Origin of the sequence: Paenochrobactrum glaciei (assembly GCF_039522165.1) — a bacterium.
In the GTDB taxonomy this organism is placed as follows: Bacteria; Pseudomonadota; Alphaproteobacteria; order Rhizobiales; family Rhizobiaceae; genus Paenochrobactrum; species Paenochrobactrum glaciei.
This window is the reverse complement of record NZ_BAAADE010000007.1, coordinates 83,868-98,181: the sequence shown is the minus strand read 5'-3', so window position 1 is coordinate 98,181 and position 14,314 is coordinate 83,868. Positions and strand designations below refer to the sequence as shown.

Genomic DNA, 14,314 nt, shown 5'->3' with positions numbered 1-14,314 from the left:
ATCGCATCGCCCCTCGTACTGAAGATGAAGGGGTTTTGAGAATGTCGAGCAAGGGAATTGTTAGACGGGTTTTTGTCAGCGCATTATGGATGAGCACAGCGCTGGCAACGATAACGATCGCCTTGCCGGCAAAGGCGCAGGAGTTTGCCGCCCCAGCATTAAACTCAGAAAATAAAGATTTTAATATTCGCCCCCAGTCTCTTCAGAATGCTCTTACACTTTTTGGTCAGCAAGCCGGCATTCAGGTATCTGTAGATGCTGCGGCATTGCGAGGTCTTTCCTCAGCTGGTGTTTCAGGTTCACTGACGCCTAATGCTGCCATTGGACGTTTACTGTCGGGCACAGGCCTGAATTATCACTTCGGTAGCCCAAAAACAATTCTCATTACGAAGGCAGGCACTCAAGGCGAAAATATTTCTGCTGATGGTTCCATTTTGCTTCAAACAATCACTGTACAAGCACAAGGTGGAGCGACAACCGAAGGCACGAATTCTTACACAACACGCTCAATGGCGACTGCTTTGAAACTGCCGATGTCGATCAGAGAAACGCCGCAGTCAGTTTCTGTGGTCACCCGAAAGATGATTGATGACAAAGATTATCTGACACTCGATCAAGCACTGGCTGATACGCCAGGGATAACCACAAAAATCGGTGCATCAAGTGTTCGCCATGAATATTGGTCGCGAGGGTTAGAAATCGACAATATTCAATATGATGGCGTTTCTAACAATGTTCATTATTTTGCCCGCGATAGCGATGGTCAGGATGATATGGACATGTATGATCGGGTCGAGGTCATTAAGGGGGCGGCAGGGCTGACCACAGGCGCGGGCAATCCGTCTGGTGCAATCAATCTTATACGCAAGCGCCCTCTTGATGAAGAAAAGGCAACAATTACCACGCGAGCCTCATCATGGGGCAATGGACGTGGTGTTATTGATTATTCCCGACCTCTCAATGAAGAAAAAACCGTGCGCGCCCGTATCGTTGGCGCATTCGGTGCTGGCGATAGTTACAAGGATTATTATTCCAACCGCGATGGCCTGTTTTACGGAACCATCGATGCTGATCTGACTGAAGATACGACATTAAATATCGGCTATAGTTATCAGGATCAAAAAATCGACGGATTTGACTGGGGCGGCTTGCCGGCACGACCAGATGGTTCTTTTTATAATTTCAGCTCTTCTACATTTCTTGGACATGAGTGGGACTATTTGAACCGTCGTCAAAATACTTTGTTCCTTGATCTTGAACATCGTTTTGATAATGGCTGGAAATTGAACGTCGATGGACGCGCTGCCTGGTCGAGAGCTGATATGCGTGGTGGCTACACTTGGTGGATTGGCGATAATCTTTGGTTTTACCCGGGGCGTTTCCCTTACGAAAACGATGTTTACTCATTTGATGTCAATACTTCAGGGCCGGTAGAACTCTTTGGCAGAGAGCATGATTTCGTTTTTGGTGTTAATGCATCCAGAACCAAACTGAGCGTCGGTGTTTCTAACTATGATGCTTGGATCATGGATCCGACCAATTGGGATCCGAGTGCTGATCCTGAGCCTGATGCTATTGCTTTAACCAGCGGAAGTGAGGAAAAGACGGATCAGCTGGGTGCTTATGCCTCTGCACGCTTTAGTCTCACCGATGATCTTAAGCTGATTACCGGCGGCAGGATATCATGGTGGAAGTGGGATCAGGAAATGACCACTTATAAGACGGGAGCGACAACATATTCCGATTATAGCGCCAATGCGAATTTCGTGCCCTATGTCGGCCTTGTTTATGATGTCGCGTCTGATCTGACCGTTTATGCCAGCTATACCGGTATTTTCAAACCGCAGAACTACTATGGCCGCGATGGTCATTTGCTTGATCCGATCAAAGGCACCAATCTTGAGGCCGGTGTTAAGGCGGATTTTCTGGATGGTCAACTTTCTGCCACTGCCGCGGTGTTCCGTACCAAACGTGACAATGTCGGGCAAAAAATTATTGGAATTTCCTATTGTAATCCTCTCGCAAGCAGCTGCTACGAAGGTGTTGACGGCGTCGAAACCAAAGGTATCGAGTTGGAAATGCGCGGCGCTATCACTGATCGCTGGAACATGATGGCAGGCTACACTTATGCCGTGTCTAAATATACAGAAGGCAGTCTGGATGGTCAGCGTTTTAATACGACCCAGGCACCGGAACATGTATTCAAGCTCTATACGTCTTATTCCTTCCCGGACGAACATTGGACGATTGCCGGTGGTGTGCGCGCGCAAAGCAAAATCTATTCCAAAACCCAAACTGTTGACTTGAAGCAGGGGGCATTTGTCGTTGCTGACGTGATGGCTAAATATGACCTGACTGAGAAGACGGCGATCCAATTCAACGTCAATAATATTTTTGACAAACGTTACTACACGTCAATTGATCCGACTGTAGGGCTGAATAATTGGATGGGTGCGCCACGTGAATTCAGGCTGAACCTGAAACACACATTCTGACTTGTTGCCTGATGCAGCAGGCTGCATCAGGCTTCAGATGACGTTGGCATTATGAAGCTTATCTTACTCACATATCTGGCTCTTCTGGGATATGGAAGTTATGGCGCTGCTTGGGCAGACGCCAGTTTTCCGCTCGTGGTGAAACATGGCCTGGGGTCAACTGTAATTGAAGCTCCGCCCGAGCGCATTGTCACTCTGGGATGGAGCGGAGAGGATTCCCTGTTAGCCCTTGGTGTGACACCGTTGGCAATGCCTCGTTACGGCGCTTTCCCAAGCGGGATATTTCCGTGGAATGAAGAAAAACTGAAGAGCACACCAGTTCTTCTTAATTTCGGCATTGATTATGAGGTCATCGCTGCGCTCAAGCCGGATCTCATTCTCGGTGTTTATTCCGGCCTCAATCAGATGTCCTATAAGCGCCTTTCGTCGATTGCACCAACGGTCGCATATCGTTCCGGGCCATGGCGCGCTGATTGGCGTGAGCAGATGACGATCACCGGCGAAGCACTCGGCAAATCTGATAAAGCAGAAAAGCTTGTTGAAGGGGCGGATGATTTTCTTGTGAAGCTTGGAAAGTCTTATCCTGAATTGTGGGGCAAGACATTTACGTTCGGCACATATTTCTCCGGTTCCGGCAATCTTGTCGTTTATTTGCCCTCTGATCCCCGTGTGGAGGCCTTGCGGCTGATGGGACTGAAACTTTCAGCCGGAGTGGAAGCCCTTGGCAAACAATATCCTCATGAGTTTTCAACGTCTGTAAGCCTTGAGACAATCGACAGCGTCGACGCGGATATTCTCATTCTTTGGTTTGCAGATGATGCGCGTGCGGCGCTGGAAGCGCAGTCGCTTTTTCAGGCACTGGGCTCAGTAAGACGTGGATCTTATGTGGCGCTGGAAAGTCCGGTTGAGCTTTGGGCCACGTCTGCGCTGAGTGTTTTATCAATACCTTATGGTTTTCAAAGTTTTGCAAGGCGGCTGGCGGATGCCGCAAGATTAAAGAAGGATTAGATGATTGAGTGGTCGTGTTGCGGTTCAAAAAAAGACAGACACCGTGTCTGATCCCATACCCTATGTCTATGATTGCTTCTGGGCGGATGTCGTTTCTTTTGAAGAAATAACACCCTCGATGACAAGGTTCATTTTCAAGGTTGAAGACGGGGAACGTTTTATTTCCAGCGGCTGCCCTGATGAGTGGGTGAGGCTGAGTTTTCAGCCAAATGCTGATACGCCTTTGACTTTGCAAGTTCGTGATGAGAACGGCAAATGGAGATGGCCGGATGGAGCTGAGCCATGTCCGGATCGTCCCTACACTGTGCGTCACTGGGATGGTTTTCGTTATGAAATGACAATTGATATTGTTGCTCATGATAGCGGGCTTGCCACCGAATGGGCAAGATCAGCACGCATCGGCGATCGCATTGGTGTTTGCAATCCCGGTGGTCGTTTTCGCATGCCAAAGCAAACAGATTGGTTGCTGATGGTAACAGATATTACTGGTTTGCCAGCTGTTGCTAGGGTGATGGAAGAATTACCATCCGACTTTGCTGCGTATGTTCATGTTGAAATACCGTTGGAAGAAGATCGGCAGTCTTTGAAAACGCAGGCGGAACTTGATCTGACTTGGCACATTACCCATACAAAAAGAACGGGCGGGACGGAGCATTCAAGACTTGCGGCTATCGCGGCCGGTATTACAGCACTGCCAGAGGGCAATGGTTATATTTATATCGCTGGTGAAGCAAAAATGGTGTCGCAAAGCCGTAAGCATTTTCGCGATACGCTTGGCTTCGACAAAAACTGCATTGAGGCTATCGGCTATTGGATTGAAGGCCAGTCGCGCGGATGAGGCGGGACTTCATAAGGTCTGATATCGTGCCATCCACCACCGGACGTCAGGCCACTTCCGTTCTTTTGTGCGGTGTTGTTTTGCTTGCTTGTATATCAGTCATCAGCCTTCTTGTGGGTGCCAGACTGATTTCACCTGAAAGGATGTTTCAGGCTTTAATCGCACCCGACCCGTGGTCGTTTGATCATATTGTGCTGGTGGAATATCGCTTGCCGCGAACCCTGCTTGGTATCCTCTGCGGGGCTGCCTTTGGCGTGTCTGGTGCATTGATACAGGCTGCAACCCGCAACCCGCTCGCAGACCCGGGAATATTAGGTGTCAATGCAGGGGCAGCATTCGCTGTGACGCTGGCAGTTGGCGTGCTTGGTTTTCATTCCATCGGTGCATATCTCTGGTTTGCCTTTTTAGGTGCAATTGTCGTTACACTTGTTGTTTATGCCTTGGGTACGAGCGGTCGTGATGGGGCGACACCCGTGCGGTTGGTATTGGCTGGTGTTGCTTTATCAGCGGTTCTTGGCGGCATCGGTTCTTTAATCACATTACTTGATCCGCAAACATTTAATGCCATGCGTTTTTGGTCAATCGGTTCCATTGCTGGACGTGATATGGGCGTGGTTGTAACCGTTGCTCCATTTATCGGGATCGGCTTGGTAATTGCGCTTATCGCTGCAAGATCTCTGAATGCCGTGGCGCTTGGGGACGATCTGGCTCATTCGCTCGGAGCCAATATTCTGCGCGCACGAATACTGACACTGATTGCGGTGACATTGCTTGCAGGTGCAGGTACGGCTGCTTGTGGCCCTATTGGTTTTATCGGCCTGATGGTGCCGCATGTGGTGCGATGGTTTACCGGCCCCGATCAACGGCGGATTATTCCTCTGACGATGCTTTATTCTCCGGTTTTGGTGTTATCAGCGGACATAGTGGGACGTCTCCTTCTCCATCCAAGTGAGCTTGAAACCGGCATTGTCACGGCTTTTATTGGTGCGCCAGTTTTAATCCTGTTGGCGCGGCGCAGACAAGCGAGCGGCCTATGAGTGGCACTCAGTCTTCTCGTATTAATTTTGGTCGTTCTGTGCATAGTGTGCGCAGCTTTGGCGGGCATTTATCGGTTCGGCTGGATACGCGCTCATTATTTATTTGTCTCGCGCTTCTGGTTCTGTCGGTTTGCGTTACTGTTTTTTCGCTGCTGAGTGGTAAATATCCGATCACGCTGACTGATATATTACGCGCGTTCACAGGGGATGGTGACGCTCAGGTGCGGATGATTGTCATGGAATGGCGTCTTCCCCGCATTGCTCTGGCTTTTTTGCTGGGCGCTGCACTTGCAATGAGCGGTGCTATTTTTCAGAGTTTAACCCGTAATCCTCTCGGATCGCCTGATATTATCGGTTTCTCTGCAGGATCTTACACTGGTGCTCTGGTGGTCATGCTACTTTTTTCCGGTGGTTATTATGAGACCGCAATTGGTGCACTTATTGGCGGTATTCTTACTGCAATAGCGGTCTATCTGTTGGCCTATCGGCACGGTGTGCAAGGTTTCCGGCTCATTATTGTTGGCATTGGTGTTGCCGCTATGTTGTCCGCTTTCAATATATGGATGATCCGCGAGGCAGAACTGCAAATAGCGATGAATGCGGCGATATGGGGCGCTGGTTCACTCAATGGTCTCGGTTTTGAGCAGCTTGTACCGGTTTTTATCGCGCTATCCGTTGTTACTCCATTGGTCATCTTTCTCTCGCGCACTATGGCGCAACTTGAAATAGGCGATGATGTCGCCCGTGCTTCAGGGGTCAATGCCAACAGAGCGCGAGTTGCGTTGATGGTGCTTGGTGTGGCGCTGACAGCCATCGTCACAGCCGCAGCGGGTCCGATTTCTTTCATTGCGCTTGCAGCCCCACAGATTGCAAGACGCCTGAACCGCTCAGCTGGAGTGGCGCTCGTACCATCAGCCTTGATGGGAGGGCTTTTGCTGCTGGCTGCGGATTGGGCAGCGCAGCACGCCTTTCGCTCCCAACTCCCAGTTGGTGTTATGACGGTGAGTATTGGCGGGCTTTATTTTGTTTGGCTATTGATACGGGAGGGGCGCAAATGACCAATTCGAAATTCGAGACTGGCCGCCTTCACGCCGATAATGTGTCATTGAGCTATGAAGAGCGCATAATTTCTCAAAATCTATCGGTCTCTATACCAGATGGCTCTTTCACTGTGATCGTGGGGCCGAATGCCTGTGGCAAGTCTACACTTTTGCGCGCACTTTCGAGGCTGCTGTTTGCGTGTGCCGGAAATGTAATGCTGGATGGTAAAAATATAAAGGATCGCACAGCCAAAGAGGTGGCGCGTTGTCTTGGCCTGCTGCCACAAAGTTCGATTGCGCCGGAAGGCATCAGTGTTGCTGATCTGGTGGCACGTGGTCGCTATCCGCATCAATCTTTCTTCAGGCAATGGTCAAAGGCGGATGAAGACGCCGTTATCATGGCGATGGAGGCAACGAGTATTGCAGATCTGTCAGGTCGTCTGGTTGCGGATCTTTCCGGTGGCCAGCGTCAGCGTGTCTGGATTGCCATGGTGCTGGCACAAGACACACCGATTTTATTGTTAGACGAACCGACCACCTTCCTTGATATTGCACATCAGATTGAACTCATGGATTTATTGGCTGATCTCAATAATGAGGGACGCACTATTGTTGCTGTACTGCATGACCTCAATCAAGCTTGTCGCTATGCCTCGCATTTGATTGCGATGAAAGACGGGGCAATTGTTGCAAAGGGCAGACCGTCAGAGATCGTAACGTCGGAGCTGGTTGAGCAGGTCTTTGGCCTGTCATCCATTATTATTCCTGATCCAGTTTCCCATACGCCGCTTATCGTGCCAAAAGGGCGGCATAAGCCTGATGCTGTTGAGAAATTCTGCCGCTTAAAAACGGAGCTATATCGTGCTTGATGACCTGAAACGCTTTGCGATTTACTATAATCCACATCGTTTTTTATTCGTGCTCGATTTTGCATCGGCGGTTGTGGCAGGGCTTTTGGAACTCGCTTTTCCAATTGCCGTGACGTTATTTATTGATCGCCTTTTGCCGACAAATCAGACCGGCATGATTGCGCTTGCCACATTCGGTCTGTTCCTTATCTATCTCATCAATTCCGGGCTCCAAGTGATCGTAACCTATTGGGGACACATGCTAGGGCTCAAAATTGAAACTGAAATGCGTCGCAAAGCCTTTGATCATTTGCAAAAACTTTCCTTCGGGTTTTTTGACAATCAGAAGACAGGCCACCTCGTTGCGCGACTGACCAAAGATCTGGAAGAAATTGGCGAGGTGGCTCATCATGGCCCTGAAGATTTATTCATAGCATTAATGACTTTGATCGGCGCCTTCTTGCTGATGATGTGGGTGCACCAGCCATTGGCACTGATCACTGCGACCATCGTTCCGGCCATTGCTATAATGACCACGATCTACGGTAAACGGATGACGGCCAATTCGCATGCGCTTTATAGTCGGATCGGGGAATTCAACGCGCGCATAGAGGAAAATATTGGCGGTATTCGTGTTGTGCAGGCCTTTACCAATGAGGCTCATGAGCGAGCTTTGTTTGCCGAAAATAACCGTAACTATCTGCTTACCAAACTTGAAGCCTACAGAGTGATAGCCGCATCCATGTCGCTGTCCTATCTTTCGATGCGATTTGTTCAGGTCGTCGTCATGCTGATTGGCGCATGGTATGTTGTGCAGGGTGAATTAACGTCAGGCGGTTTTGTCGGTTTTTTACTTTTGGTGGGAGTCTTTTTCAGGCCAATAGACAAAATCAATTCAATCATTGAGACCTATCCACGCGGTATTGCAGGATTTCAGCGTTATTTGGCATTTCTGGACACAAGAGCAGATATTTCAGATCGGGACACAGCCATTAACGTTGATCGATTGAGAGGGCGCATTGAATATAGCCATGTCTGCTTCGGTTATTCGGTGAATAAATCTGTCTTCGAGAGTTTGAGTTTTTCGATTTATCCAGGCGAGACAGTTGCCTTTGTCGGTTCGTCGGGCGCTGGTAAGACGACAATTTGTTCACTGCTGCCGCGTTTCTACGAGGTGCTTGGGGGTACGATCAAAGTAGATGATATCGACATCCGGGATATGACGTTGCAATCATTGCGTAAAAACATAGGCATCGTTCAACAGGATGTTTTTTTATTCGCGGGCACTATTCGTGAGAATATTGCATATGGTCGGCTTAATGCAACCGAAGCGGAGATTATCGAAGCTGCACAGCGCGCACGGTTGGATGATGTGATTGCAGCACTTCCGGCTGGTCTTGACACGGTCATCGGCGAACGTGGCGTTAAACTTTCAGGCGGACAGAAACAACGCTTGGCTATTGCCCGTATCTTTTTAAAAAATCCACCGATCCTCATTCTTGATGAAGCGACATCGGCACTGGACACGGAGACTGAGCGTGCCATCCAGCAATCTCTTGCTGAATTGGCAGAGGGGCGGACTACATTGATTATTGCACACCGACTTGCGACGCTCGTCAATGCGGATCGCATTTTTGTGGTGGAAGATGGTTCTATTGCTGAAGCGGGTTCGCACGCAGAATTATTGGCAAAACAGGACGGACGTTATCGCCGTCTGCATCTTGCACAAGATTATCCGTGGCGCGCTTAGGTAACCATTCTAATGTGCTTTCTAAGCGATACTGTAGATGATTGATTTTTTGCTATTAATGCAAAATCGGAGTCTTTGATTTTAGTTCTAGAACAAAACTTTAAATCAGGATTGTCAATGAATGTCGGTATCGGTGGTTGCGCGCCCCCGCAACCAAATAGAACCCAAAACCCTCAATCTATTCAATATATTGACTGAGGGTTTTTTGTTGCCCTAAATCCCCCAAAACGCATCAAAAAATCATTCTATAGGCATATCAATGTCTTAGCTAAAACAGGTTCAAATCGGGGGTGACGAACCACGCAACCACATACAATAATTAATGACCGTGATGTGGGAGCAGGGGCAATCCAAAAAAGTATGAACCATCGCGATATATAGACATTTGTCTCGCACTCGATCTTTATTGAGCGTTCATGATAATCGAACGGCAGCTTTGCGGACGGCAGCTGCCGGACCGTAATCGCGCCTATTCCGGACGTTAGCGTAGCATCCACACGCATTCCATAGCGGTCGTTCCGCTTATCATGCATTCAACGTCTGAGAAGGAGTGGTTTACAGAGTGTCCGCTTTCATTCGTCAGGCCGGAGAAGCGGACGCCAAGGGCTTTTCTTTGAAGTTCAGTTTCAACGATACCGCGGAAAGCTATGGCCGCAAGCCCTCCAAAGGTGTGGCCATTGTTACCTTGAACATGAGTGGCTTAAGCTATTTGTCAGTTGATCAAACTAGGGGGGGACAACTATCTTCTCGACTTTGATGCCATCGAAACCACCGTAGCAGAAGTCTTCGTTTTCCGACAGGGCTCGGTAAAGCTTGGCTAACCAGTAGTTCGGTCCAGCGACTTCCTGGAAGTCCGCTGCCAGTTCGCTCAATTTTTCGACCATCCATACTTGATTATCGGGCGTTGCAATATTGCGATTGTTCGCTGCGTTTATGGCTGAAAATAGAAGATTTTGCGTTTGCCTATCAGGATATCACGCTTGGATTGTAACAAATTGCGGATGATTTTGGTCTGGTCTTGCCAAAACTTGAATTCCATGAGGTGGTCAGTGTCGGTGTCTTAAATAAGTGGCGTATGGTCATTTGCTCTGATGCGGATGTGCCAGAAGGCAGATAGTCTACTTTCTGGCACATCAGAATATGGCGGAGAGCCTTAACGCTTAACTACTTCGCTATCTTCATGGACAATGCGGTAGTTGTCTTGTAGGTCCAGTACATAAGTGAAATTCGAGGTCCCGCTGGATTGCTTGTTGCGGTCAGGACTGGACACTGTGTAATCATAAAGACCGTAGACTGCACAAAGGCCATTTTCACATTTGGCTTTCAGCGAGCTTTCATCAACGACAAAACGTCTGACCGGCCAGCGGCTGAAATAGCTGTTTTTATCCTGCAAAATTTCTGCTTTGGGGCGCCGTTTTTTGAAGTAATCGACAGTATCGGCGTAATATTCATTCACGAATGCCATCGCATCATCATTATTGGCACTGCCAGTCTGGATCATGAGGGCGGCAACATTCATGGCCTTATCCTCATCATTCATTGCCGGCATGGCGCTTGGCGCATTGTGCTGTTGCTGAGGATTGGCATTGGCATCACTCGGGCGGGCGGCTTGTTGCGGTGCCTGAGCCGGACTAACATGACTTGGTGTAGTAACATTGCCGCTATTGGGCTGAACCGGTTGCACTGAGGCAACTTGGGTTTCACCGGTGCGATTGATACCGTATTTCACCACTTCCTGCGGGCTGAAATAATACATATCCTTGGCTGGTGTGCTGAACATAATGCCCAGCACATCGGCTGATACGCCATATTTTGGCAAAGTCGCCACAATATCCGATACGCCAAATTGCGCTTGTTCTCCACTGAGTTCCGGTGCGGAAATCTGGTGAACGCCAAGACGGCCATCGGCAACACGGTTTTTGCCTGCAAAGAACACAAAGGAGCAGGCTGAAGCGCAATATGAATCCGGCGGAATATAAGTATTCATGCCCCGCTCATAGACTTCTTCCGCGATAACCAGCCCGATATGAACCAGACCACCTGGATTGTTGCTCAAAATAAGCGTGTTGACAGCAGGGTTCTCGCGCAATGCTTTTTTAAGATTGAGCAGGTCATTTGCGCCCACCTGACCGGTATAAATGAGAAGCTCAGGCTTATCTGGAAAAAAGAAAAACGGCCCGTAGCGCTCGAAATTGGCTTCTTGCTGTTGTGGTGTCTGTGCACTGACCACAGCAGTGCCGTTGAGTGAGAAGGCGAGGCAGGCACTCGCTAATAATGACTTGTAATTGATCATGATTCCCGTACCCCTCTTATTCCAAGCCGTTCGGATAAGGCTCGATCGCATCGGCCTGTACCCAGCCTTGCGGACAAGATGAAATTTCGCCGTTCTTCAGCTGTTTACAATTTTCCATAGTCGTGCGGTAAGGCTCCGGCAATGGTGCAGAGGCGCGGCATAAAACATTCACACCGTCGCATTTAGCGAACCGATCTATCGGCATTGCCATGACAAAATATTCAGCATCTGAAATACCGGTTTTGGCTGTCGCTTTGATGCAGATGAGCTGATCCTCGGCCAGACTGGCGACTATTTTCTGATCACTGCCGCCAGCGCGTGCGCTGAGCTTGGCAGGCCCGCCATAGATCGCGCCATAATAGGGTGCAACCGCGCAATCACTATGAATGGTCACTTCGTAATTTCCGGCGCTACAGTTAAGCCCCTTAGTATCGCTGCATTGAATGCCGGATTGCTCCAGCAATTCGCTGAGTTTGGCGCCTTCCAGATCGCCTTCTGCTGCATCCGCCTTTGCAGATAATGGCTGCGACAGGCTTAAGGCTGCAACGAGCATCAGACCTGACAAAATTTTAAAGGTGAATCTATTGCTCATAATTGGCATGCCTTTTTCTTATCAAATCCATCGAGAGCCACCACAAGTGCCTTGCCAAATTGCATAGCATTGACGTCGCATCCTGCAACAGCAACCATTGCGCCGCCTTTGTCTTCATCGGTGATGTCGCCATGAACAAAGGTTTGCAGCGACGCAGAATTTGTTCCATTGACCTGTAAAGCCTGAAAACGCAACGGATCAGCTTTACCGCTATCAATCAGGATCACTTTGCCTGTGGCTTGGGGAAGAAAATCGGCCAGATAAATGGTACAGCCTGTATTCGCTTCCGTTACTGCGCATAGGCTCGCATAATTCTGAAACAGATAATCCGGCATCAGCGTAAAAGCATTGCGTGTTATCTGCTGGATTTCCTCATTGTCCGGCACAAAAACCGCCTGCTCAATGAGCTGATCGCGCAGTTTAAGCCCCTGTGTAGGCGTGATGACTTGTTCCGGTACGGATAGTGGTTTGGATTTTTCAGGGAGCAGCGTGCCCAGAAGTTTTCCAAGCTCAGGCTTGTCGACAACAGCTTCTCTTAAGGTTTTAAGGGCATCGGCACCGGGTTGCCCCCATTTCATCAGCTGCTTGACACTATTTTCGGTAAAGCGCGCATCTCCCGCCAATGCCATGCTCACCTGCTGCTGTGCAGCAACACGTAACGGAGACAGTGCATCCGTCAAAGCCAGAGCAAAAATGCAGTAGACCGGAAGCACCATGACAAGGTTGATGCAGCGTAAACGCTGTGCCCATGCTGCGCCTCCGGTTAGCGCCCACAGATAGGCAAAACCATATATAAGCCCGATGGCTGTCAGGTAAATGAATGTAACATCAACCGGCACCAGCCCGAAACTTTGATAATCACCATAAAGCAGCCATGCGGCGCGGCATCCGAAAGCCAAAAGAGCAAGCACAGCAATCTTGCCGAGCTTGTCATATCCGCCTTGCAGGCGCTCTGTTTCATTGCGTTCGGCAATGATGGTGGCAATAATTGACCAGCTCAGCATTGCCCACAGTGTAAGGCTGATCGAAAATTGGGAGTCATTGTCCGATTCAGTGCCAAAAAACACGATCAGCATCATCATTGCCATGAGTGGTAACAATAACTGCGGCCCTACCAGATGCGCAATGAAGCGCGATCTTGGCGATATAAAAGATGGCTCAAGCCGATCTGTTAATATGGCAACCACACCGGCTATCGCGCCGCCAATGAGCCATGGAAAAAAGCGCATCAGTTCGGGATCGGCAATATCTGTACCGATGCCCGAGGCTGTGGAATAAATAGCGACCCAAAACAGGCTGGCAAGCGCTCCGAAGACGCGCCAGCAAATACTCCATGCGGATTGATAGATGAGTGTATAATCAAAATGACGGGTCTGCGCATAGGAAACCCAAAAAGGCAGTGGCAGCAGAATGATCATCAAGAGTGGCGTGGCAACCACTGTTTGCCCTGTAAACTCACCTGTCAGAATACCGTTGGATGCAAAATAAGCAAAAGCCGCAACGAGCAAGCCATTGAAAATAGCACCCGCTATGACCCATGGCAGGCGTATCAATCCCGCAATACCAAGAATAGTTACTGCTGCAGCACCAATGCCGTAGCCGGTAATATTGCTCAAGCCTTGATCAGCTATAAAACTGCTGACATCCAGAAAACCAAAAATGGTACCAAGCACCAGACTGGCTATCAGAATTAAGACAGGTTTTTGCATAAGTATCCTTGATTCGTTATTACAAAATGCAAATGCTTAATGTATACGCCCTATGTGTCAATCTTAAGCACACTAACTCAAGTATATAAATTTCTTTATTTTGTGGTTTATCTTCATGAGAAATAAAAGCCTTTTTACTTCCTTTTTAACACTGTTGGCACTCGGCGGCGGGCTATCAGTGGTTGATACGGCGCCTGCATTCGCTGCGCCTAATTGCTCGGGTGAAACATTCATTTCTTGCAATGTCGCCAAGAATAAGCATCTCCAGATTTGCATCGAACCTGCCAATGGCGATGCGGAGCCGAAGTTTACTTATCAATTTACTGAAAAAGACAAAGACGGGCTTTCGTTGTATGAGGATTTTTCCGCCAAAACCGTCTCACCATGGAAAGGTGTTGGCAGAGCCATTAATTCAACTGTTACCTTTAATAATGAGGGCTACAAATATCAGGTGTGGCAGAGCTTTGACCGGCTTGATGAGGAGGCCGAGCTGGAAGCAGGTGTTCACATCTCCAAAGGGGACGAGGATATCGCGTCCTTCACTTGTCAGCGTGATGCGCAAACCAAAATTGCCCCGCTATTCGCGCTTGAAGATGCCATGGAGCAAGCTGGTTGGTGCTATGATTCAGGCAAATTTGAATGGCTGCGCTGTGAGAATAAAAGCCAATAATACTTACACGATACTATAATTTTATTATTGAAAG

General features: G+C 48.8%; 11 protein-coding genes. 8 read left to right on the top strand and 3 right to left on the bottom strand.

The window, feature by feature from the left end; all coding sequences use genetic code 11:
* The first annotated feature begins 41 nt into the window (after nt 1-41).
* The 7 genes from ABDZ76_RS14205 to ABDZ76_RS14175 are packed head-to-tail and all read left to right on the top strand — an operon-like array spanning nt 42 to nt 9,016.
* Nucleotides 42-2,495: a TonB-dependent siderophore receptor gene (locus tag ABDZ76_RS14205; RefSeq protein ID WP_343806660.1), complete on the top strand. Its 2,454-nt coding sequence runs from the start codon at nt 42-44 to the stop codon at nt 2,493-2,495.
* Nucleotides 2,496-2,546: 51 nt separating this feature from the next.
* On the top strand, nt 2,547-3,503 hold the full coding sequence (locus ABDZ76_RS14200) for an iron-siderophore ABC transporter substrate-binding protein (protein WP_343806659.1): 957 nt from the start codon (nt 2,547-2,549) through the stop codon (nt 3,501-3,503).
* 4 nt (nt 3,504-3,507) lie between these two features.
* Nucleotides 3,508-4,341 carry a siderophore-interacting protein gene (locus tag ABDZ76_RS14195; protein WP_343806657.1) on the top strand — a complete coding sequence of 278 codons (834 nt, stop codon included), beginning with the start codon at nt 3,508-3,510 and terminating at the stop codon, nt 4,339-4,341.
* Between the two features lie 26 nt (nt 4,342-4,367).
* Nucleotides 4,368-5,378 (top strand): FecCD family ABC transporter permease, encoded by a 1,011-nt coding sequence (locus ABDZ76_RS14190; RefSeq protein WP_343806655.1) that lies wholly within the window; start codon nt 4,368-4,370, stop codon nt 5,376-5,378.
* Complete coding sequence (locus ABDZ76_RS14185) at nt 5,375-6,436, top strand: FecCD family ABC transporter permease (protein ID WP_343806653.1); 1,062 nt, start codon at nt 5,375-5,377, stop codon at nt 6,434-6,436. The genes ABDZ76_RS14190 and ABDZ76_RS14185 overlap by 4 nt, the downstream gene beginning before the upstream one ends.
* Nucleotides 6,433-7,287 (top strand): ABC transporter ATP-binding protein, encoded by an 855-nt coding sequence (locus ABDZ76_RS14180; RefSeq protein WP_343806650.1) that lies wholly within the window; start codon nt 6,433-6,435, stop codon nt 7,285-7,287. Before ABDZ76_RS14185 ends, ABDZ76_RS14180 begins: the two co-directional genes overlap by 4 nt.
* A complete protein-coding gene (locus ABDZ76_RS14175; RefSeq protein ID WP_343806648.1) occupies nt 7,280-9,016 on the top strand; it encodes an ABC transporter ATP-binding protein in 1,737 nt (578 codons plus the stop codon). Before ABDZ76_RS14180 ends, ABDZ76_RS14175 begins: the two co-directional genes overlap by 8 nt.
* Before the next feature lie 1,153 nt (nt 9,017-10,169).
* Here ABDZ76_RS14175 and ABDZ76_RS14170 read toward each other — a convergent pair.
* From ABDZ76_RS14170 to ABDZ76_RS14160, 3 genes are read right to left on the bottom strand one after another with little or no spacing between them, the layout of a single operon-like run.
* Nucleotides 10,170-11,309: a COG3904 family protein gene (locus tag ABDZ76_RS14170; RefSeq protein WP_343806645.1), complete on the bottom strand. Its 1,140-nt coding sequence runs from the start codon at nt 11,307-11,309 to the stop codon at nt 10,170-10,172.
* Nucleotides 11,310-11,325: 16 nt separating this feature from the next.
* On the bottom strand, nt 11,326-11,901 hold the full coding sequence (locus ABDZ76_RS14165; RefSeq protein ID WP_343806643.1) for a hypothetical protein: 576 nt from the start codon (nt 11,899-11,901) through the stop codon (nt 11,326-11,328).
* A complete protein-coding gene (locus ABDZ76_RS14160) occupies nt 11,898-13,610 on the bottom strand; it encodes a hypothetical protein (protein ID WP_343806641.1) in 1,713 nt (570 codons plus the stop codon). The genes ABDZ76_RS14165 and ABDZ76_RS14160 overlap by 4 nt, the downstream gene beginning before the upstream one ends.
* Before the next feature lie 100 nt (nt 13,611-13,710).
* On the opposite strand from ABDZ76_RS14160, the gene ABDZ76_RS14155 reads away from it, so the two are divergent.
* Complete coding sequence (locus tag ABDZ76_RS14155) at nt 13,711-14,280, top strand: hypothetical protein (RefSeq protein ID WP_343806639.1); 570 nt, start codon at nt 13,711-13,713, stop codon at nt 14,278-14,280.
* The last annotated feature ends 34 nt before the right edge of the window (nt 14,281-14,314 follow it).